This is a genomic window from Bradyrhizobium sp. Crot121 (genome assembly GCF_059512385.1).
Genome location: NZ_JCAMOR010000040.1, coordinates 1 through 19,359 on the forward strand (window position 1 = coordinate 1; position 19,359 = coordinate 19,359).

Sequence of the window (19,359 nt, forward strand, 5' to 3'; positions counted from 1 at the left end):
ACAGACCTGAACGAAACGAGAATTGTGTTACCTATGTCGTCGGTCTGACCTGTTACCTATGTCGCCGGTTGCTCAGCGGCCAGACCGGTTCAATCGAGTGACGTCGCGCCCTAATGTGCAGAGCGGGGAAGCGCCATCAGGCGCAGTGCGATGGCGAACAGTTCGTTTTGCGAGGAGATGCCAAGTTTCTCGTAAGCTCGCTTGCGATAGGTGAAGGTCGAGTGCAGGCTGATCCCGAGATCCGCCGCGATCGCCTCGGACCCATAGCCTGATAGGATCCGCAGGCAGACGTCCTTTTCCCGGCCGGTCAGCTTGAGGAACGGCTCGCGGGTCGAAAACAGCGTCTGCAGTTTTGTCGGAGCTTCTGCTGCAACCTCCTCCTGGCAGTGACGCGCCACGATCGCGGTGATGGCTGGCGCCATGTTGCAGAGACGTGCGGCTTCGCTCCGCGTAAACCGGCCTTGCTCAGTGGTCCGGTAGAAATTCACATAAAAGCAGGCACTGTCGACCCAGATCGCCGCAGCGATCTTGTCGACGATCTCCGCATCCTCAAAAAATATCTTTCGATAGCCATCGCTGTACATGCGGCGGGAGAAGCTCGGCAGGACGACCGGGCGAGGCGCCGCCCGTTGGTGCAGGATCGTCTCCCGGTTCGGATCGGCCAGATGAAAATGCTCGGAATACGCCGCGCCGAGGTCCGGCCCGATGGCGATGTGCCCGATTCCCAGCGCACAACGCGCCGTCCGCTCCGCCTCGAAGGCAAACACCATGCAATGGCCGACGCCAGCCACGGCCCGAACCGTGTCCATCAGGACCTGCGAGAACGACGGGCGACCGATGGCAAGCACCATCGGTGCAAGGACGCCTGACGAATCTCCCGGTTCCACCGCCGCTGACCCCATCGCTTCCTCCGAATTTTTCTTCAAGCCTATCAGCAACATCCGCAGGTTTGAAGCGGTCTCATGCGGCATCCCGTCCCTTTTGAGCCGGCATGTGTCACCAATGAAGGGGACAGACGCGCGCCGCAAGACAAGCGATAATTGCAAAGCGCTGATGTGCCTGACGTCCTCGGCGTATCTGCGCGCCTTGAAAAAAGAATTCTTGCGGGAGGGACTACAATGAGGCTGGGCCTTGCGGGGCTTTGGATCTTCGTGACCGCGGTTCTCTGCACCGCGGACGCAAAGGCGGACATCAAGGTGGGCATCGTCGTCTCCGCGTCCGGACCGGGCTCGGCGCTCGGGCAACCGCAGATGCGAACGGTGGCGGCGCTGCCGAAGGAGATCGGCGGCGAAAAGGTCGTCTACATCCCGCTCGACGATGAGTCAGATCCCACCAAGGGCGTCCAGAACGCCCGGCGCCTGGTGATCCAGGATGGCGTCGACATCCTGATCGGATCGTCGCTGACGCCAGTGACGATGCCGATGCTCGACATCGCCATGGAATCGAAGACCCCGATCATCTCGCTGGCGGCCGCGACCGCCATCGTCCAGCCGATGGACGAGCGCCGGAAATGGGCGTTCAAGGTCGTGCCGAACGATGACCTGATGGCAGCCGCGATTCTCAAACATATCGCGAAGTCGGGGATCAAGACGCTCGGCTATATCGGCGTTTCGGATGGATATGGCGAGGGCTATTACAAGGAAGTCAGCCGGCTCGCGCCGACGCTTGGCCTGACGGTAACGACGCATGAGGTCTACGCACGCGCCGATACCAGCGTGACCGGTCAGGCCTTGAAGGTGATGGCGACCAATCCGGAGGCAGTGTTCGTCGCATCCGCTGGCACGCCAGCCGTATTGCCCCAGCAGGCCCTTCGCGAACGCGGCTATGCCGGCAAGATTTTCCAGAACCACGGCGTCGCGACGGAAGAGTTCATCAAGCTCGGCGGCGCCAATGTCGAAGGCGCCGTGTTCACCGGCGAAGCGTTCACCATCGCTGAGGATCTCCCGGCGAACGATCCGTTCCGGCTGGTGCGAGAGGAGCTCGTCACTGCCTATGAAAAGGCGAATGGCCAGAAGCCGAACATCTTCGCCGCGCATTTGTGGGATGCCGTCGCGCTGTTCAAAAGGGCGGCGGCAAGCGCGTTGAAGACCGCCAAGCCGGGTACGCCGGAATTCCGGGCTGCACTGCGGGATGAACTCGAGCGCGGCAAGGACGTCTATTTGAACAACGGCCTCTCCACCATGAGTCCGACCGACCACAACGGCTACGATGAACGTTCCGCCTTTCTCATCAAGGTGGAAGGTGGAAAATTCCGGCTGATGCGATAGGGCAGGCAAGACGAGGGACGACTTGAATGAGTGCACTCGGCTCCTCTTCCAGGACCAGCGCCGTTCCGCATCTGGACGTTGATCCCTTCGCGATCGCGTTCTTCGCCGATCCTTTCCCGACCCATGAGGTGCTGCGGGAAGCAGGGCCGGTGGTGTATCTCGACAAATGGAACGTCTACGGCGTGGCACGCTACGCCGAGGTCCATGCGATGCTGAACGATCCCCTCACCTTCTGCTCCAGCCGCGGCGTTGGCTTGAGCGATTTCAAGAAGGAGAAGCCCTGGCGGCCGCCGAGCCTGATCCTCGAGGCCGATCCGCCCGCCCATACCCGCACGCGCGCCGTGCTCAGCCGCGTGCTGTCGCCGAGCGTCATGAAGCAAGTGCGCGACGGCTTCGCTAAGGCGGCCGAAGCAAGGGTCGACGCGCTATTGAACAAGCGCAGCTTCGATGCGATCGAGGATCTTGCGGAAGCCTATCCGCTCTCGGTGTTCCCGGATGCGCTCGGACTGAGGGCCGAGGGCCGCGAGCATCTGCTCCCCTATGCCAGCCTGGTGTTCAACGCGTTCGGTCCGCCGAACCAGTTGCGGCAGGAGGCGATCGAGCGTTCGGCGCCGCACCAGGCCTATATTGCCGAGCAATGCCAGCGCGAGAACCTCGCACCCGGCGGCTTTGGCGCCTGTATCCACGCGCGCGTCGATGAAGGCGAGATCACCGCCACCGAGGCGCCGCTCCTGGTACGCTCGCTGCTGTCGGCCGGTCTCGATACGACCGTCAACGGCCTCGGTGCAGCCATCTATTGCCTGACGCGCTTTCCGGATCAATGGCAGCTCTTGCGCGACAATCCGGCGCTGGCGCGCAATGCCTTCGAGGAGGCGGTGCGTTTCGAAAGCCCGGTCCAGACCTTCTTCCGCACCACGACGAGGGAGGTCGAACTCGGTGGCGCGCCGGTCGGCGAGGGCGAGAAGGTCCTGATGTTCCTCGGCGCGGCCAACCGCGATCCGCGGCGTTGGGACAAGCCCGACAGCTACGACATCAACCGACGCACCAGCGGCCATGTCGGCTTCGGCTCGGGCATCCATATGTGCGTAGGCCAGCTCGTTGCGCGGCTCGAAGGCGAGGTGATGCTGTCGGCGTTGGCGCGCCGCGTCGCCAAAATCGAGATCACGGGGGAGCCGAAGCGGCGCTTCAACAACACGCTGCGCGGGCTCGACAGCCTGCCGGTTACGATCACTCCGGCCTGACGAGAGGTGCGATGACTGCGATCACCTTCATTCATCCCAATGGCCGAAGCGATCGGGTCCAGACCAGCGACGGCGAGAGCGCCATGCAGGCCGCGACCCGTCACGGGCTGGATGGCATCCTGGCCGAATGCGGCGGCAACGCCATGTGCGCCACCTGCCATGTCTATGTCGACGATGGCTGGCTGGCGCGCCTCCCGCCGATTGGCGACGAGGAAGACGCCCTGCTCGACGGCACGGCCTGCGACCGCCTGCCGAGCAGCCGCCTGTCCTGCCAGATCAGGATCACGCCCGACCTCGACGGGCTCGTGCTGCGCCTGCCGGAACGGCAGGTCTGAGCAACCATCGGGTGCGCGAAAACTTGGAGGAGAGGACGATGAAGCGGCTGGGCTGGACCCTTGTGTTACTCGGAAACCTGACCGCAGCGAGCGCCGAGATCTCCGACAACATCGTGTCGCATCGGTCTCATCCTTGCTGGATGCAATCGGAACTAGGCGCTCTGTTCCAGCCCCCCGGCGTTGCCGACCAGTTCGACCGCTTGAGCCCTCAAGTCTCGCTTGAGGACCTTGCCGAGCGAATTCCGCGGTAGCGCATCGACGATGAAGACGTATTTGGGCTTTTTGTATCCGGCGACCAGATTGCGAACGTGTTCGACAATCGACGACGGAGTCGGACCCGTCCCCTCGCATCGTTCGATGAATGCCGCGACGGCTTCGCCGAAGATGGCATCGGGTACCCCGACGACAGCCGCATCCGACACGTCCGGATTCTGGAGCAGAGCCTGCTCGACCTCTTTGGTATAGATGTTGAACCCTCCGCTCAACACCATGTCCTTCTTGCGGTCGACGATGTAGAGGTAGCCGTCCTCATCCGCCTTCGCGACGTCGCCGGTGTGGATCCAGCCGTCCTTGATGGTTTTCGCCGTATCTTCGGGGCGGTTGTAGTAGCCCCGCATGACCGAATATCTCCCAGGTTCGCCTACGCGGACGAGAAGCTCGCCGGGCTCGCCGGTCTTGACCTCGATGCCGGCGTCGTCGACGATGCGGACCTCGACGCCAGGCGTGGGGCGACCGATCGAAGCGGCATGGTCGAATTGCTCCTCATGGGACAGGGAGGTCACACCACCGACCTCCGTGATCGCGAAGAACGACACGAGACGAACCTGCGGGAGCAACGCGAGGAACTGGCGTTTCAGCTCGACAGGGAATGCCTCGCCCGTGACGACAATGCGCCTGAGGGACGCGCAGCGACCGGGATCGTGCTTTATCTCCGGAAGCAGCATCCTGCATACGGTCGGGACCATACCGACCACGCTAACTTTCTCCCTGGCAATCGTGTCCACCGCCTCGCGAGAATCGAACTTCTTCATCACCACGAGGGTGCCGCCAAGCGTCAGCGAATTGGCAAGCCGGGCGAAACCGGTTCGATGGGCAAGCGGAGTTGTAACCAGATAGACGTCGTCGCTCGATATTCTCCATTCGATCGCATTGACGAAACAATGCTGAACGACGACGTTCGAATGCGTGATGATCGCACCTTTTGGTGTGCCCGTTGTACCAGAGGTGTACATGATGATCGCATCATCGCAGCCGATCGGGAGGGATGGCGCCGGTGTCGGTTCCGACTTCCGCAGTTCGGCATACTCGACGGCACCTACGCAATTCGTTCCCGTCGTTATCCGGACGGCATCCGGATTCGCCTGCAATACTTTGTTTATCGCAGCGCCGTCGCCTTCGAACACGATGGCGGCGGGCCTGCTGTCGGAACATATATGCAGAAGTTCGTTCGACGTGAGACGGGTCGTTACGGGGACAACGATTGCGCCCAGCGAGAATGCGGCGAAGAAGAGCTCGACGACCTCCACACCGTTGGATAGAAATACGACGATACGGTCGCCTGGACCGATACCGTTCTCCCTGAGCCCGTTTGCGACGCTGCGGATTCTCCGATCGAGCTCGCGGTAGCTGAGCCTTTCCGATCCGCAGACCAATGCGACCTTGCTCGCATGACGCACCGCCTGCGCACGGAGGATGGTTTCCAGGCGCATGTCCGCTCCTTAAACGACGTCGAAGGCCGGGTATCGAACGTCGTCGGAAATCCGATCCCAAGCGACTTCGACGCGCTGACCGATGGCGACTGTATTGGGATCCCTGTTCAGGATGTTGCCGAGGATCCGTACGCCCTCGTCGAGCTCAACCGTCGCGACGGAAAGAGGAAGGCGCCCCTCCAGACCGGGACCGGGCACGCGAATGACGGTGCACGCGTAGATCGTACCCTTGCCCGACACTTCACGCCATTCGAGATTCCGGCTGCCCGTGAAAATGCTCACCGGGCGCGGATAGTGCTGAAACCGCCCGGTGTCCTTGCAATACTGCAGCATCAGCTTGCCGGCCTTCGCCCCCTCCCAGAAGGGCTTGGTATCAACGTAGATCGACGGTTTCGGGACGGGACGTCCGGTCTTTTCGTCAGCCATCTTCATGCCTCCAGAATCATCGCGGCGCTGGTACCCCAGTTGCGCGCGTAGGGAATTACGCCGATACCCGTCACGAGTGCGTTCTTCGGATCCGGTACTTGCCGACCCTCGCCTTCGCCGAACATTTGACGTACCGCTTCGGCCAGGTTGAGGCCGCCGCTGGCCAATCCCGGCTGCCCCGCGGAGATTTGGCCTCCGCCGGTGTTAAGAGGCAGGGTCCCCTTGTGGGAAAGATCGGTGTCGAGGGTGAACTCGCTGCCCTGCCCTCGTTTGCAGAAGCCGAAATCCTCGAACTTCATCATGACCGCGATCGTGAAATCGTCGTAGGGCTGGAACATCCGGATGTCTTTCGGAGCGAGCCCCGATTGTCCGTACACGATCGGCGCGATCTTCGAGAACCCTGTCTCTGTTATATCCGCGAGCGGATCGCTTCCGTTGAAGTTCGTCACCTCGGCATATGCTGTCGGATAGACCATCTTCGTGATTCCGAGCTCCCGCGCCTTCTTCTCGGTCGTCACGAGGAAGGCGTTCGCGCCATCGCAGAACATGACGCAATCGAGGAGGCGAAGCGGATCCGCGATGACGCGCGACTTCTCGTAGTCGGCCATCGTGATCGGTGTCTTGAACTTCGTGTACGCGTTGTCGTTATGCAGCGCGTGCTCGCGTTGCGTGATGGCGATCTTTCCCAGTGCCTCGGGCTTGATCCCGAACTGATGGTTGTATCGGCTCATGAGAAGCCCGAACGTCGCAGGAGGACCTTGAACGCCGGGCGGGTCCTGAAATTCGGAACGATAAGCTCCGTAGTTCGCCCGCCAGGCGGTGCTCGGCGCGTCCGCCGACAGGACGACGGCCACCTCGCAGTACCCATCGCGAATGGCCGATGCGGCGCGAGCCACGCCGCCGGTAGCGGAACACCCTCCGGTCCCTCCGTAGTTGAGCCACGTCGGCGTGATGCCGAGGGCTTCGGTCATGTAGACGGCGAAGAACGGATTGGGACATTCGCTTAGCGGAGTTGTCACTGAGAGGCCGTCGATCGCGTCCTTCGGAATGCCGGTAGCCGCAAGCAATTTTGCCAGCGCCTCACCTCCTAGATCGAATGCGCTTCGACCGCTCTTGAAGTCGATTGCGGTCTCGGAATAGCCGGCGATTACGATATCACGCTTCTTTCCTGACATGGTCACTCTCCGCGGAATTCGGGGGACCGCTTCTCCCGGAAGGCCTTCAGGCCTTCGTCGCGATCCTTTGTGAAATACAGAAGAAAGGATGCGTCGCCCTCGGCGTCGAAGCCGTCGGCAAGCGACATGTCCGCACCGCGGTCAATAACGGCCTTCGTCATCATGACCGGAATAGGCGCGTTCTCGCTGATGCTCTTGGCGATCTCCCTGGCCTTGTCGAGCGCCTTGCCCTGATCGGTTACATGGCTGACGATCCGATATCGCTCGGCCTCTGCCGCGGAGATCCGTCGACCGGTCCACATCAACTCCTTCGCGAGAGGCTTTCCGATCAGTCGGGGTAGGGTTTGGGTGCCGCCGCCGCCTGGCATCATCCCGAGCTTGATCTCCGGCAGGCCGAATTTCGCGCTTGCGCCCGCGACGATGATGTCTCCGACCAGGGCCAGCTCGAGACCTCCTCCCAAAGCGAATCCCTCGATTGCGGTGATCAGAGGCTTGGTGAAGCCGCCGATATCCTTGAACAGTCGGTTCACCTTCCGCGCTCGCTTCCGAAAACGGTAGAAGTCGAAATAGCCGTTCTCCGTGATCTGGAATTCGCTGGTGTCGATGCCGGTGCAGAAGGCCTTGTCACTGCCGAGAAGGATAACTGCCCTCACGTCCCTCTGGTGCTCGACTTCATTGAGAATTCCGAGGATTTCCTCAGCGGTCTGCTCGCGAAGTGAGTTCAGCTTTTCCGGTCGGTTGATCGTGATTTCGACCCAGCCCTTTTCCCGGTTCAGGATCACGTCCTGGTAGCTCATTCTTGGTCTCCGATGGTTCAATGGTCGGTTGATCGTTCCGCGCCCATCGCGGACGCTATCTGAGCGTGCAGATCGGCTATCGCGCGTGGGCTCGACCTGGCCTCATCGTCTATGCGCACCTCTAGAGCCACTCTGGCGGGTGGGCTGAGCACGAGCGCGCGATCGGCCATCTCGAGTGCATCATCGATCCTGTGCGTGATGAGTAGACAGGTCTTCCGAAATTCCCTTGCAATCTGCAGGAAGTCGCCGCGAAGGGTTTTGGAGGTAACGTGATCGAGCTGACTGAAGGACTCGTCCAGGAATATGATCTCAGGATCTATCGCGAGCGCTCTGGCAAGCGATACGCGCTGGCGCATGCCGCCGGAAAGCTCGTGAACATACTTGTTGTCCGCCCCGTCCAGACGCACTCGTCCCAGCCATTCCCGCGCGCTTCTTCTGGCTTCATTCTTGGGTCTTCCCAGGATAAGCAATCCTAGTTCGACGTTTTCCAGAGCCGTGCGCCAGGGCAAGAGACGGTCGGTTTGAAAGCTGACGGAAAGACGCCCTTTCAGCGCCTTGAAGGATGCGTAGGGATCGAACCCCGCCACTCTGATCTGTCCTTTGTTCGGACAGGTCGTTCCCATGATGAGATTCAACACCGTGCTCTTTCCTGCGCCTGTCTGCCCAAGAAGAACGACGATTTCTCCTCGCCTGACGTTCAGAGACAGGTTGTCGACGGCGAGGTAGCTTCCGAAAGTCTTTGACACTTCGCGCAGTTCGATGATGTTTTCTTCGGTCATCTTACGGTCGCCTCCGCGCGCCACTTCAGGAATAGCTTTTCCAAGCCATTCACGAATGCCTGCAGCGCCACATTGAGGATTACGAGGAAGAAGGTCCACGCCAGGACCTGGTCGATCCGAAACGTCGATTGAGCAAGATTCATCCGCGCGCCTATGCCGATCGCCGATGCTACGAGCTCCGCGAATATCACCATTCGTATCGCGTATCCGATGACGGATTTGGTCGTCAGGAAAACGTAGGCAACGATGTGCGGCAGAATGAGATAGCGGAGCACCTGCCACCGCGAGGGCCGAAAGCTCTCGATCATATCGACGAGCTCCTTGGGTAGCGCTCGCACCCCTTCGTAGACGTTGAGTGCATAGAATGGCAGCAAGATAACCAGCAGGATGAAGAATATTCGTGCCTCTGGGTTCTTGAACCAGAACACGGCGATCAACATCCAGGAAAGCGCGGGAATGCCGGTATCGATGACGACAACAGCTTTGAGATAGGCCCGCAAATGAGTGAACATTCCCATCGCAAGTCCGATGAGAACGCCTACCGTCATTGCGATCGTAACCGAAATAGCGAGGCGGACGAGTGTTACCGCCACATGGTATGGGTCGGTGAAGAAGAGTTCGCGCGCGGCATTCCAGACGGCGACCGGCGAAGGCATTATGTAGTCCGGAACGAAACGGCTGGTTACTTCCATTGCCGCAAGAAGCAGGACGACCACGACGACGGTTGCGACGATATCCCGTCGACTTTCGGCGTTGGGCCAAGCCCCGGCAAAACCGGCAAGCGGCTTGGCGATCTTGGCTGCATCTCCAGATTGAATTCGCGATTGCCCGGCGGCGGCTGAGATAGACATCTGCTTTTCCGGCATGTGCGTCAAACGGCGAAGAAGTTTTCGTCGATCGGCTTGCTCAACAGGCCGTTGCTGGCGAGAAAATCGCTTGCGATCATGACGGCCGACCTGGAAAGCTCGTCGCTCATGGGGCGATAGCCGAACTCCAGTCGGCGAGAACTCATCGCCTCCTTCAGGACATCGATCTGAATTCCGGTTTTGCTGCCGAAGAGATCGGCCGCCTTCGTCGTGTCGGCGTTGATTCCCGCGAGGCAGTCCTCGAACATCTTGCTGATCTTCGCAGCTATCCCGGGATTGGCGTCAGCCAGTTCTTTCCGGATCGCGACCCCGAAGTAAGGTAGTTCAATGCCCCCGGATATTTTCTTGTACACATCGCCGGCCTTCAGGAGCACGCGCAAGTCGGGCTTCCTTATCAGGCCGGTCGTGATGTTGGGCTCCCATGATATGGCGGCATCGGCACGATCGGCCATAAGTAACGATACGGACGCGGCCGGATTGTCGACGTTCTGAATCGTCGCGTCCTTTTCCATATCGAAGCCGAACGCCACCTTGATCAATGCTCTCACGATTCGGTAGGTGCCTGTCGACTGTAACGCCGCGATCGTCCTGCCCTTCAGTTTGGAGACGTCCTCGACGCCGCCCTTCGGCGCGAGCATTGCGATCATGTTCGCATCGGTGATCGAACAGACGTACTTGAGAGGGACGCCCGCCTGATAACGGGCAGCGAAGGTGTCCCAGCTTCCGATGCAGATGTCGTAATTTCCCGCAGTGAAGTCGTTGTAGTAGGTCGAAACGGCCGTATACGGCGACGGATCGGGGAGAATGATTCCGTTCTTGCGCCCGAGATGATTGGCGAGAATGTATTGGACGGGCAGCACCGTAAATCCGGGTTGCAGCGATGCCCAGCGGACATTGATGTCCGAGGCGGCGAGCGCATTGCGGATAATCGCCGGTGCGGAAACCGAGGCCACCGACAACGCGAGCAGCTTCCGCCTGGTCAACTGGATCATTCGTTCCTCCCCCGTACCGCGCTCGCGTTCATTCTTTTCCGGCCTCGACGCCGAGGGGCGTGAGGAGAAAAGTCCGCAATTCCGCTGTTGAAAGAAGCCTAAACTTGCCAAAGTCGGAACGATAGCGCATTTTCGCCTCCCCTTCGTTCCATAAATGGGACAAGTAGAGCGAGCCCGGAGGTCGGCGTGGCAAGAAAATTGGATCTGAACGCGCTGCTTCTGTTTTTTGAGGTCGTCAATGCAAGGAGCATTAGCGGCGCGTCGAAGAAGTTGGACATCCCCAAATCCACCATCAGCCGCAAGCTGATGTTCCTGGAGGACCAACTGAGCGCCGTGCTCTTCAAGAAAGGCGGCCGCAAACTTTCCCTGACCGACATCGGACAAGCCCTGTACGAGCACTGCGAACGTATCGCCGCCGAGATCGACGAGGCAGGACTGGGTACTGCCCGGATGCAAACGGAATTGCGTGGAATGCTGCGCGTCAGCATGCCTGTAGACTTTGGAACGGGATGGCTAAGCAGCGCGATTGCCGCATTCGCCGTAAACTATCCCGACATACATCTGGCTATCGATACGAACAGCCGCTGGGTTGATGTTTCGGTCGAATCTTACGACGTCGCCGTGCAATTGGGGACGTTGCCGGAAGCCCACGGGGGCGTGCGCCATCTCGCGAGCATAACTCGAGGCGTATATGCCAGCCCGGCATTCCTCGAACGTAGGGGCGTACCATCGAGTGTCGACGACTTCGAACATTTCGACTGCGTCGTTACCGAGCATCAACGCGCCGAAGGGGTCTGGACTTTCCGGAGCAGCCTCGGCGTCAAGGTGATCGACGTCGTGGGACGCATATCGGTAAATCACATCGGCGTTGCGCGAGAACTCGTAATCGGCGGCGTGGGACTGGGTATTCTGCCGAACATCATGTGTCAGAACGACATAAGAGCGAAGAGACTCGTGCGAGTTCTTACCGATTGGGAGAGCCCGTCGCTGCAAGTTAGCGCGACCTTCCTGGGGAAGCGAAAGGAATCCAGACGATTACGGGCTTTCCTGGATTTCATGGAAACCAAGCTCAAGATCGAGGGTGATTCCGTTTCGTCCAGAACCGGCACGCTCTAAGTCGGCGACGACGGTAATGCCAGGAGTGGACACGGATCCGATCACCGCGCGATCACTCCGCAATTCTGGTACACATGCTTGATCTCGATGAGTGCCGGTCAATGGCCTCGGAACGAAGCGCGTACGTCGAGAAGCCGCAATCTTTATCGGATTTCCTGCATCGGCAAGAATGGCGATCCCGGGAAGACTCGAACTTCCGACCTACGGTTTAGGAAACCGCCGCTCTATCCGGCTGAGCTACGGGACCGCGAACCCCTCTCTCGGAGTTTCGGCACCTCATAGCAGACTGAAAGGCCGATCGCCAGACTCCGCAGCGGTCGGCGCCGCTCGCGGATGATCCGCGTGAGACAGGGTTCCGGCGCGCTGTCGGCGCCTGGTCGAAGGGCTGCTTCCGCGAATAGGCGCACGCCAGATGTGAACAACAAGTTAACCGGCTGACAAGCCTTGCTTGAGCCAGATCAAGGTCATCGGCCGCAAATCACGTGAAAATCCAGAGCGGCCGCTTTCGGCCGTCCCACCTCACTCCTCCCCATCCGGAGCACTCTGTGAACAGCGCCGGCAGCCTTGCCACCCGTCTCGCCTTCCATCGCATCGACCAGAAGACCACTGCGCTGTTGCGCGAGGCGCGCAGCCTCGTCATCGATGCGCTGCCCGGGATCCTTGACCGCTTCTACGATCACGTCAGTCGCTTCGCAGAGATCGCGCGATTCTTCCGCAGCCGCGAGCACATGATGCATGCCAAGCAGATGCAGATGAAGCACTGGTCCATCATCCTGGAGGGGCGCTTTGACGCCGACTACGAAGCATCCGTGACGCGGATCGGCGAGATTCACAACAAGCTCGGGCTCGAGCCGGGTTGGTACATCGGCGGCTACAATGCGCTGTTGTCGGATCTCGTGAGCGAGGTCGCGATCCGCATGCCGACGCGCATGCTGAGTCGCGGCTCGGCGGCGAGGCAGGCCGCGATGCAGCGCGCGATCGTCAACGCGGCGCTGCTCGACATGGATATTGCGCTCGCCGTCTACACCGAGGCCGAACGCCGCGACCGGCGCCAGACGCTGGACCGACTGGCGACGGATTTCGAGAGCGCGATCGGCGGTGTCGTCGACATCGTCGCCTCCGCATCCACCGAGTTGCAGGCGTCGGCGCAATCGCTGCAAGGCGCGACCGATCGCACCTCGGCGAAGTCCGGCCTGGTTACGGTCGCTTCGCGCGAGGCGACCACGAATGTCAACGCAGTCGCCGCCGCGGCTGAGCAACTCACCGGTTCGATCCGCGAGATCGGCGAACGCGTCACCGATTCGGCCCGGATCGCGACGGAGGCGACCGCGGCAATCAATGCCGCCGGCGACAAGATGCAGAAACTCTCGGCCGCCGCGCAGCAGATCGGCACCATCGTCGGTCTCATCACCGACATTGCCGGCCAGACCAACCTGCTCGCGCTCAACGCCACCATCGAGGCGGCGCGTGCCGGCGACGCCGGGCGCGGCTTTGCCGTGGTCGCGCAGGAGGTCAAGTCGCTTGCCGAGCAGACCACCAAGGCGACCGCCGACATCGCCGCGCAGATCGGCGACATGCAGCAATCGACCACGGAGTCGACCAGCGCCATCGGTGATATCGTCGGCGTGATCCGCTCGATGGGCGAAGTGTCGAGCGCAATCGCCTCCGCCGTCGAGCAGCAGGACGCCGCCACCAGCGAGATCTCGCGCAACATCCAGCAGGCGGCGGTCGGTACCAGGGACGTGTCTGAGAACATCGCGGATGTCATGCATGCCGCCAAGGAGAGCGGCGGCAGCGCATCGAACGTGCTTGATGCGGCGGGCGAATTGTCGCGGCAATCGGAGCTGCTGCGCAATGAAGTGTCAAAATTCCTCGCGACCGTGAAGGCCGCCTGAGAACGTTGCGAGCTGACGCCGCTGTGATTCCGCATCCTGGCCGGGCAAAGGCGGTGGCGGCCGGGCGGGGTAAGCGGCTTCCTCGTCGCGGTCGTGCGGGTTCCATCCGGAGCCAAGCCCGCTACGTAAATCGAGGCGTCAGCCTCGCCTGCGACGAACGCCACCAGCTTGCATGCTGTCCTTCGCCTTGAAATTCCTAGAAAATTTTAGTCGAAGCCAGACGTGACCAGATGCGCTATGAGACCTCGCCCACACCCTGTGGACGCACGGTTCCACCGTGACAAGCGCCATCAAAATGACGACAATCCGCCCAACTCTCTCGCCCGTCCGAATCCGGCTGGGAATGCCTCTGTGATCGCCTCGCGTTTGCTAATGCTCAGTGTTGCCGCCGCCGGTGCAGCCGTGCTTGCGCCCGCGCGCGTCGACGCGCAATGGTGGCGCGGCACGCCGAGGGATTTCGAGGAATGCGCCGACGTCGCCGAGAAGGCGAAGACCAAGGAAGACAAGACCTCGCAGCTTGGCGACTGCAACGCGAAATTCGCCGGCCGCCGCAAGCCCGGCGGCGGCTACACTTATTATGACTTCCTGCAGGACCGCTCATTCGACATCTCCGGCCCCAACCCGACGCCGGAGGAGCAGAAGAAGATCGACCAGGAATATGCCCGCTATCTGGAAAAGCAGCGCCGCGAGAGCATGACCGCGGCGCTCGCCTTGAAGCAGCAGCAGGAAGCGCAAGTGCAATTGCCGCCAATGCAACCGCCCCCGCAGCCGGACGTCCAGAAGGTGACATTGCGGACCGAGACGGTGCGGGTGCCGGTGCCGGTGGCAAGCCCGGTCAAGCGGGCCGAGCGCATCAGAGCCGCCAAATGCGCCAAGGACTCGTTTTCCTGCGACTGGCCGCGGGTCTCCGCGAGCTGGAACGAGTTCAAGAAGATTTTCGCCCCGCAGCCGCCGGCGCCGCCCGCCAAGGCGAAGCAGCGGAGCTGACCCTTTCGGAATCGCAGCCCGGGTGAAGCGCAGCGTAACCCGGGGCCGCCCCCTAAGGCAAAGATCCCGGGTTGCGCTTCGCTCCACCGGGCTACGAGGTGCCTTAGCGCAGATGCGTGCGCTTGGCGCGGTGCGGCACGACCCGCTTGGGCGCAGGCGCAATCGGATCCAAGGCCGGCGCCCGCGATGCCGCGCGGCTCTCCTGCAATCGTGCGTCATAGCCCGGTGAGGGGACGACCGTCGGCGGCGCGGCATGGGACGCCGCGACTGAACCCAGAGTCAGAGTCACAACCGACCACACTGCGGTGGCGATCCGTCTCATCGATCCTCCTCCATCATGTCCCCATTGGAATTCGTGCGGGGCCGGCGCCTTTTCAAGGCATCAGCCTCGGATTTGCTCGACCGTCAACCCGGGCGAGCCCTTGCCCGCCGCCTCGGCCTGCTTGACCAGTTCGACGATACGCCGCGACAGCGGCGCCTTCAGGCCGCGCCGGTCGGCGATATCTGTGATGACGCCCTGTAGATAATCGATCTCGGTGCGTCGGCCGCGCCTCAGATCTTCCCACATTGAGGAGCGCGCCTGCGGATCGATCTTCATGGTACGCCCGAGCAGCGCCTCGAAGATCGCATCCGGCAGCCGCAACAGCGGCGGTATTAGCCCAGCCGGAATCGGCGTCGGCGACACCGGTCTAATGCCTTCCGCCTTGATCGCCGCGAGCCCCTCCGCCATCTGGTCGGCGAACAGCTTTCGCAAGTTGCGCTGTGCGAGCTGCCGCCGCAGCGGGATGTCGGACAGCGCATTCAGCGCGTTGTTGAGATTGACGATCAGCTTGCCCCACTGCACGCCGTCGATATTGTCCGTCGCGCGCATCGCAAGGCCCGGCACCGATAATTGCTGCGCCGTGCCCGCCGCGTCCCGTTCGACGACGATTGCGCCCGATGTCGAGCGGTGAAACCTGCCCTCGCCGAGACCGACCACGTTGAACGGCACCATCCCGCCCAGCACCTTTCGACCGGGTAGGCGCTGGCGCAACAGGCCGACATTGCCGACGCCGTTCTGCAGGCTGACGATGACTGCATCGTCAGGCGCGTGCCTCGCGATGAGGTCAGCCATATCAGCGGTATCCGCGCTCTTGACCGTGACCAGCACCGTGCCGGCGTCGGCAAAAATGGAGGGATCGTCGGACAGCGTGATCTCGTTCGCAGCAAGCCTTTGCTCTGACCCGTCGAAGCCGGTCAGCAGCAGCCCGTTACCCCTGATTTCATCGACCACGCGCGGCCGCGCCAACAGCGCCACTTTGCGGCCGCTGGCCGCCAGCATGCCGCCGACAAAACAGCCGATGCTGCCGGCGCCGGCGATCCCGATCGGTCGATCCAAAGCATTCATCCGCCGTTCAACCCCACGACCATAATCGATAGCAGAGTTGGTATTTTGTGCCTACCGAACCGGAGCCGCAGCCTGCGGCCGTGCCTTGTAACCGTCATGGGCGGCCGTTATGTTTTCGGCGCGGGGCAGATACGCGGGAGAAGACGATGGGTTTACTCGACGTACTCAACGGCATGCAGAATGGCCCGCGCGGGCCCAGCACGCCGAGCGCCGAATCCGACAAGGGCGGCATGTCGCCCATGACCATGGCCATCCTGGCACTGCTGGCCTGGAAGGCGGTCAGGCATTTCACCAATCAGCCCGGCGAGGCCCCACGGCAGGCGCCGGCGCCAACGCCAACTCAGACACCCGCTCCTCCGCCCGGCAACGTCGTCGCAGCAAACGTGCCCGGCGGTGCGGCGGGCGGCGGATTGAGCGATCTGCTCAAGGGCGGCCTTGGCGGACTGCTCGCCGGTGGTGCTGCCGGCACCATCCTGAGCGGCGGGCTCGGCGATCTCCTGAAACAGCTGCAGGATAACGGCCTCGGCGACCAGGCCAATTCCTGGGTCAGCAACGGCCCGAACAAGCAGGTCGCGCCGGGCGATCTCGCCAACGCGCTGGGTGCCGACCAGATCGACCAGATCTCCGCGCAAAGCGGCCTATCGCGCGACGACCTGCTCAGTGGCTTGAGCCAGTTTTTGCCTGACGCGGTCAATCACCTGACGCCGGACGGGCGACTGCCGAGCGACGAGGAAATGTCGCGGCGGGTTTGATTGCGGCCGCGGACAAAGGCTGATTTCTCGTTTCAGGAAAGGACGACCGCCATGAGCGGCATTCTTTGGATCATCATCGTCGGCTTCATCGCAGGCCTCATCGCGCGCTTCCTCTCACCCGGACCGAACAACCCGAGCGGGTTCATCCTGACGACGGTGCTCGGGATCGCCGGCGCGTTTCTCGCGACCTGGGTCGGACAGGCCATCGGCCATTACAGCCCCGATCAAGGCGCAGGCTTCATCACCGCCACCATCGGCGCGGTGGTGGTGCTGTTCATCTGGAACCGGCTGGTGGCGAGCGGCGTCATTCCCGATCCCGGCAGGCGGTAGCGCGCTTTGCTCTCGCTCCGTCATGCCCGGGCTTGTCCCGGGCATCCACGTTCTTCGTATCCGCGGCCAAGATCGTGGATGGCCGGGACCCGGCTACGCCAAGGCTTCGCCGGGCACTCCAGCGTCGGTCCGGCGAAGCGATAGCGAAGACGGGCAAGCCCGGCCATGACATAGAGGATGGGCCTACGAAATCAGATGCATTCCCGCATCCATGCGCACACATTCGCCGGTCATGTTGCTCGAGGCCGGCGTCGCCAGGAAGCAGACGAGCTGCGCGATATCTTGCGCCGTTGACGCCACCTTCAGCGGCACCCTCGCCACGACAGCATCGCGCACCTGCTTGGCGCCGGCTTCGCCGCGGCCCTTGGTGAACCAAGGCGTATCGATATAGCCGGGACAGACCGTGTTGACGCGAATGAGCGGCGCGAGCGCACGCGACAGCGACAACGTCATGGTGTTGAGCGCGCCCTTGCTGGCGGCATAGGCGATCGAGGAGCCGACGCCGGAGATGCCGGCAACCGATGAGACATTCACCACCGCCGAGGCGCGCCCCGACGCGTTCGCCGCGGCTTCAAGCAGCGGGCGGGTCGCGCGCACCATCTGGAACGGCCCGATCGTGTTCACCGCGTAGATACGATGGAAATCTTCCGCCGAGAGCCCGTCGAGATTGTCGTGCGCGACATGCTTGGTGGTGCCGGCATTGTTGATCAGTGCATCCAGCCTGCCCCAGGATGCCGCCGCTGCGGCGATCTTCCGACAATCCTCGTCGCGCGACACGTCGCCCTGCACCACCACGACCTCGGCGCCGGCGCTGCGGCAAAGATCGGCGGTCTCTTCGGCTTCGTTCTTGCTGTTGGAATAGTTGACGACGACGCGTCCACCGCTCTTGGCCAGGATCTGCGCGGTCGCGGCCCCGAGGCCGGACGCAGAGCCCGTTACGATCGCATACAAACCATCCTTCGACATTCGCACTCCACTCCCTCTTTAGCTTTTGCGCTCAAAACGTTGCGGCGCTGGCATACCATATCGCATGGCCAAGGCGACAAGCCAGAACTCCGTTGCGTGGAATTTCTCCTTCCGCACCATGGCTCGCATGCCGCGGCCGCAGGCGGCCCTGCGGACAGCGCTTGTCAGGGCTATGGCTTTTCCCCATCATAAAGCGCAAGAACGAAATGCACTTGGCGCGACCGTTTGGCGCGTCCGAGACGTGCCAAATTCCATAGCTTGAGGAACGCCGTGGCGGAGAGTGAGAATATCGTCGTCGAGACCGCAGAGAAAATCTTTGCCGATCTCGCCGACGCCCAGACCATCAACAGTGACACGACGGGAAGCTGGAAAGCGCCGCTGTGGCAGGCGCTGAGCGAGGCCGGCCTGCCGCTCGCCTGGGTGCCGGACGATCTCGGCGGTTCCGGCGCGAGTCTGGCCGAAGGCTTTGGCGTGCTCAACGCCGCCGGCCGGTTTGCGATCGCGGTGCCGCTCGCCGAGACCATGCTGGCGGGCTGGCTGCTCGCGCAGGCGAAGATCACTTCCCCCGACGGCGAGATGACGGTGGTCCCCGCAAGCCCGAAGGACCGCATCACGCTCAATGCCGATGGCAGCCTGTCCGGCCGCGCCCGCGGCGTGCCCTTTGCCAAAGCGGCAAAGCATTTTGCCGTGCTGGCGCATGGCAACAATGGCGGCATCTCGATCGCGTTGGTCGAAGCCGACAAAGCCCGGATCGAGTCCGGGATCAATGTCGGCTACGACAATTCGGACACCGTGACGCTAGACAAGGTCGAGCCAATCACGATCAAGCCGGCGCCGAAGGGCTTTGACCAGACCACGCTGATGCTGATGGGCGGCGTGGTCCGCAGCCTCCAGATCGCGGGCGCGCTGGAATCGATGCTCGACATTTCCGTGCGCTACTCCAACGAACGTGTCGCCTTTGAGAAGAAGATCTCGAAATTCCAAGCGGTGCAGCACAATCTCGCACGCCTCGCCGGCGAATCCGCCGCCGCGCTTGCGGCCGCGACCTCTGCCGCCGACGCCGTTGCGAATGCGACCTCTTTCGACGACGCAGTGTACCTCGAAGCAGCGTCCGCCAAGATCCGCTGCGCGGAGGCGGCCGAGAAAGGCGGCGCCATCGCGCACCAGGTGCACGGCGCGATCGGCTTCACCATGGAGCATATCCTGCATCGCTATTCGCTGCGTGCGCTGGCCTGGCGCGACGACTTCGGCTCGGAAAGCCATTGGGCGGTTGAGCTCGGCAAGCGTGTCGCCGCCAGAGGCGCCGACGAATTGTGGCCGCTGGTGGCCTCGCGCTGAT

At 62.1% G+C, this 19,359-nt stretch carries 21 protein-coding genes and 1 tRNA gene; 10 read left to right on the forward strand and 12 right to left on the reverse strand.

From position 1 onward, the window contains the following. Positions 1-110: 110 nt before the first annotated feature. Positions 111-851 carry a helix-turn-helix transcriptional regulator gene (locus AC5ZGW_RS28465; RefSeq protein WP_245474714.1) on the reverse strand — a complete coding sequence of 247 codons (741 nt, stop codon included), beginning with the start codon at positions 849-851 and terminating at the stop codon, positions 111-113. On the opposite strand from AC5ZGW_RS28465, the gene AC5ZGW_RS28470 reads away from it, so the two are divergent. From AC5ZGW_RS28470 to AC5ZGW_RS28485, 4 genes are read left to right on the forward strand one after another with little or no spacing between them, the layout of a single operon-like run. After that, positions 838-1,122: a hypothetical protein gene (locus tag AC5ZGW_RS28470; RefSeq protein WP_165435213.1), complete on the forward strand. Its 285-nt coding sequence runs from the start codon at positions 838-840 to the stop codon at positions 1,120-1,122. The two genes, AC5ZGW_RS28465 and AC5ZGW_RS28470, sit on opposite strands and share 14 nt — an antisense overlap. Then, positions 1,119-2,267 carry an ABC transporter substrate-binding protein gene (locus tag AC5ZGW_RS28475; protein WP_130225959.1) on the forward strand — a complete coding sequence of 383 codons (1,149 nt, stop codon included), beginning with the start codon at positions 1,119-1,121 and terminating at the stop codon, positions 2,265-2,267. The genes AC5ZGW_RS28470 and AC5ZGW_RS28475 overlap by 4 nt, the downstream gene beginning before the upstream one ends. Before the next feature lie 26 nt (positions 2,268-2,293). Beyond that, positions 2,294-3,508 (forward strand): cytochrome P450, encoded by a 1,215-nt coding sequence (locus tag AC5ZGW_RS28480; protein ID WP_130225960.1) that lies wholly within the window; start codon positions 2,294-2,296, stop codon positions 3,506-3,508. 11 nt (positions 3,509-3,519) lie between these two features. After that, a complete protein-coding gene (locus AC5ZGW_RS28485; protein ID WP_130225961.1) occupies positions 3,520-3,843 on the forward strand; it encodes a 2Fe-2S iron-sulfur cluster-binding protein in 324 nt (107 codons plus the stop codon). Between the two features lie 152 nt (positions 3,844-3,995). Here the strand turns inward: AC5ZGW_RS28485 and AC5ZGW_RS28490 are convergent, their stop codons facing one another. From AC5ZGW_RS28490 to AC5ZGW_RS28520, 7 genes are read right to left on the reverse strand one after another with little or no spacing between them, the layout of a single operon-like run. Then, positions 3,996-5,552 carry a class I adenylate-forming enzyme family protein gene (locus AC5ZGW_RS28490; protein ID WP_130225962.1) on the reverse strand — a complete coding sequence of 519 codons (1,557 nt, stop codon included), beginning with the start codon at positions 5,550-5,552 and terminating at the stop codon, positions 3,996-3,998. Between the two features lie 9 nt (positions 5,553-5,561). After that, positions 5,562-5,978 carry a Zn-ribbon domain-containing OB-fold protein gene (locus AC5ZGW_RS28495; RefSeq protein WP_130225963.1) on the reverse strand — a complete coding sequence of 139 codons (417 nt, stop codon included), beginning with the start codon at positions 5,976-5,978 and terminating at the stop codon, positions 5,562-5,564. A gap of 2 nt (positions 5,979-5,980) precedes the next feature. Next, on the reverse strand, positions 5,981-7,153 hold the full coding sequence (locus tag AC5ZGW_RS28500; protein ID WP_130225964.1) for a thiolase family protein: 1,173 nt from the start codon (positions 7,151-7,153) through the stop codon (positions 5,981-5,983). A gap of 2 nt (positions 7,154-7,155) precedes the next feature. Beyond that, on the reverse strand, positions 7,156-7,950 hold the full coding sequence (locus AC5ZGW_RS28505; protein ID WP_130225965.1) for an enoyl-CoA hydratase/isomerase family protein: 795 nt from the start codon (positions 7,948-7,950) through the stop codon (positions 7,156-7,158). 17 nt (positions 7,951-7,967) lie between these two features. Next, positions 7,968-8,729, reverse strand: a complete 762-nt coding sequence (locus AC5ZGW_RS28510; RefSeq protein ID WP_130225966.1) for an ABC transporter ATP-binding protein — start codon at positions 8,727-8,729, stop codon at positions 7,968-7,970. Beyond that, positions 8,726-9,595 (reverse strand): ABC transporter permease, encoded by an 870-nt coding sequence (locus tag AC5ZGW_RS28515; protein ID WP_245287296.1) that lies wholly within the window; start codon positions 9,593-9,595, stop codon positions 8,726-8,728. The genes AC5ZGW_RS28510 and AC5ZGW_RS28515 overlap by 4 nt, the downstream gene beginning before the upstream one ends. 5 nt (positions 9,596-9,600) lie before the next feature. Next, on the reverse strand, positions 9,601-10,587 hold the full coding sequence (locus tag AC5ZGW_RS28520; RefSeq protein ID WP_130225967.1) for an ABC transporter substrate-binding protein: 987 nt from the start codon (positions 10,585-10,587) through the stop codon (positions 9,601-9,603). A 186-nt stretch (positions 10,588-10,773) separates the two neighbouring features. Here AC5ZGW_RS28520 and AC5ZGW_RS28525 point away from each other — a divergent pair, with 186 nt between their 5' ends. After that, the gene (locus tag AC5ZGW_RS28525) at positions 10,774-11,703 is read left to right on the forward strand and encodes a LysR family transcriptional regulator (RefSeq protein WP_028164288.1); all 930 of its coding nucleotides are present in this window, start codon (positions 10,774-10,776) and stop codon (positions 11,701-11,703) included. Positions 11,704-11,873: 170 nt separating this feature from the next. Here AC5ZGW_RS28525 and AC5ZGW_RS28530 read toward each other — a convergent pair. After that, positions 11,874-11,950, reverse strand: a tRNA-Arg gene (locus tag AC5ZGW_RS28530). Between the two features lie 298 nt (positions 11,951-12,248). On the opposite strand from AC5ZGW_RS28530, the gene AC5ZGW_RS28535 reads away from it, so the two are divergent. Continuing rightward, positions 12,249-13,598 carry a globin-coupled sensor protein gene (locus tag AC5ZGW_RS28535; RefSeq protein WP_130225968.1) on the forward strand — a complete coding sequence of 450 codons (1,350 nt, stop codon included), beginning with the start codon at positions 12,249-12,251 and terminating at the stop codon, positions 13,596-13,598. A gap of 372 nt (positions 13,599-13,970) precedes the next feature. Then, positions 13,971-14,585, forward strand: a complete 615-nt coding sequence (locus AC5ZGW_RS28540; protein ID WP_130225997.1) for a hypothetical protein — start codon at positions 13,971-13,973, stop codon at positions 14,583-14,585. A gap of 103 nt (positions 14,586-14,688) precedes the next feature. Here AC5ZGW_RS28540 and AC5ZGW_RS28545 read toward each other — a convergent pair whose 3' ends face one another. Together AC5ZGW_RS28545 and AC5ZGW_RS28550 are read right to left on the reverse strand one after the other, a co-directional pair. Further along, the gene (locus AC5ZGW_RS28545; protein WP_028164285.1) at positions 14,689-14,907 is read right to left on the reverse strand and encodes a hypothetical protein; all 219 of its coding nucleotides are present in this window, start codon (positions 14,905-14,907) and stop codon (positions 14,689-14,691) included. 60 nt (positions 14,908-14,967) lie between these two features. Beyond that, positions 14,968-15,972 carry a 2-dehydropantoate 2-reductase gene (locus AC5ZGW_RS28550; RefSeq protein ID WP_130225969.1) on the reverse strand — a complete coding sequence of 335 codons (1,005 nt, stop codon included), beginning with the start codon at positions 15,970-15,972 and terminating at the stop codon, positions 14,968-14,970. A 146-nt stretch (positions 15,973-16,118) separates the two neighbouring features. On the opposite strand from AC5ZGW_RS28550, the gene AC5ZGW_RS28555 reads away from it, so the two are divergent. Next, on the forward strand, positions 16,119-16,724 hold the full coding sequence (locus tag AC5ZGW_RS28555; RefSeq protein ID WP_130225970.1) for a YidB family protein: 606 nt from the start codon (positions 16,119-16,121) through the stop codon (positions 16,722-16,724). 51 nt (positions 16,725-16,775) lie between these two features. Further along, positions 16,776-17,054, forward strand: a complete 279-nt coding sequence (locus tag AC5ZGW_RS28560) for a GlsB/YeaQ/YmgE family stress response membrane protein (protein WP_028164282.1) — start codon at positions 16,776-16,778, stop codon at positions 17,052-17,054. Positions 17,055-17,237: 183 nt separating this feature from the next. Here the strand turns inward: AC5ZGW_RS28560 and AC5ZGW_RS28565 are convergent, their stop codons facing one another. Then, positions 17,238-18,020: an SDR family NAD(P)-dependent oxidoreductase gene (locus AC5ZGW_RS28565; RefSeq protein WP_130225971.1), complete on the reverse strand. Its 783-nt coding sequence runs from the start codon at positions 18,018-18,020 to the stop codon at positions 17,238-17,240. A 270-nt stretch (positions 18,021-18,290) separates the two neighbouring features. Between AC5ZGW_RS28565 and AC5ZGW_RS28570 the strand changes: the two genes are divergently transcribed. Then, on the forward strand, positions 18,291-19,358 hold the full coding sequence (locus AC5ZGW_RS28570; protein WP_130225972.1) for an acyl-CoA dehydrogenase family protein: 1,068 nt from the start codon (positions 18,291-18,293) through the stop codon (positions 19,356-19,358). Position 19,359 lies beyond the last annotated feature (1 nt).

Coding starts and splice junctions, on each gene's coding strand:
- AC5ZGW_RS28520 (WP_130225967.1), bottom strand. CDS start 10,587: ATGATCCAGTTGACCAGGCGGAAGCTGCTCGCGTTGTCGGTGGCCTCG.
- AC5ZGW_RS28550 (WP_130225969.1), bottom strand. CDS start 15,972: ATGAATGCTTTGGATCGACCGATCGGGATCGCCGGCGCCGGCAGCATC.
- AC5ZGW_RS28510 (WP_130225966.1), bottom strand. CDS start 8,729: ATGACCGAAGAAAACATCATCGAACTGCGCGAAGTGTCAAAGACTTTC.
- AC5ZGW_RS28495 (WP_130225963.1), bottom strand. CDS start 5,978: ATGGCTGACGAAAAGACCGGACGTCCCGTCCCGAAACCGTCGATCTAC.
- AC5ZGW_RS28490 (WP_130225962.1), bottom strand. CDS start 5,552: ATGCGCCTGGAAACCATCCTCCGTGCGCAGGCGGTGCGTCATGCGAGC.
- AC5ZGW_RS28475 (WP_130225959.1), top strand. CDS start 1,119: ATGAGGCTGGGCCTTGCGGGGCTTTGGATCTTCGTGACCGCGGTTCTC.
- AC5ZGW_RS28480 (WP_130225960.1), top strand. CDS start 2,294: ATGAGTGCACTCGGCTCCTCTTCCAGGACCAGCGCCGTTCCGCATCTG.
- AC5ZGW_RS28470 (WP_165435213.1), top strand. CDS start 838: ATGGCAAGCACCATCGGTGCAAGGACGCCTGACGAATCTCCCGGTTCC.
- AC5ZGW_RS28565 (WP_130225971.1), bottom strand. CDS start 18,020: ATGTCGAAGGATGGTTTGTATGCGATCGTAACGGGCTCTGCGTCCGGC.
- AC5ZGW_RS28515 (WP_245287296.1), bottom strand. CDS start 9,595: ATGCCGGAAAAGCAGATGTCTATCTCAGCCGCCGCCGGGCAATCGCGA.
- AC5ZGW_RS28485 (WP_130225961.1), top strand. CDS start 3,520: ATGACTGCGATCACCTTCATTCATCCCAATGGCCGAAGCGATCGGGTC.
- AC5ZGW_RS28500 (WP_130225964.1), bottom strand. CDS start 7,153: ATGTCAGGAAAGAAGCGTGATATCGTAATCGCCGGCTATTCCGAGACC.
- AC5ZGW_RS28545 (WP_028164285.1), bottom strand. CDS start 14,907: ATGAGACGGATCGCCACCGCAGTGTGGTCGGTTGTGACTCTGACTCTG.
- AC5ZGW_RS28505 (WP_130225965.1), bottom strand. CDS start 7,950: ATGAGCTACCAGGACGTGATCCTGAACCGGGAAAAGGGCTGGGTCGAA.
- AC5ZGW_RS28560 (WP_028164282.1), top strand. CDS start 16,776: ATGAGCGGCATTCTTTGGATCATCATCGTCGGCTTCATCGCAGGCCTC.
- AC5ZGW_RS28555 (WP_130225970.1), top strand. CDS start 16,119: ATGGGTTTACTCGACGTACTCAACGGCATGCAGAATGGCCCGCGCGGG.
- AC5ZGW_RS28540 (WP_130225997.1), top strand. CDS start 13,971: ATGCTCAGTGTTGCCGCCGCCGGTGCAGCCGTGCTTGCGCCCGCGCGC.
- AC5ZGW_RS28465 (WP_245474714.1), bottom strand. CDS start 851: ATGGTGCTTGCCATCGGTCGCCCGTCGTTCTCGCAGGTCCTGATGGAC.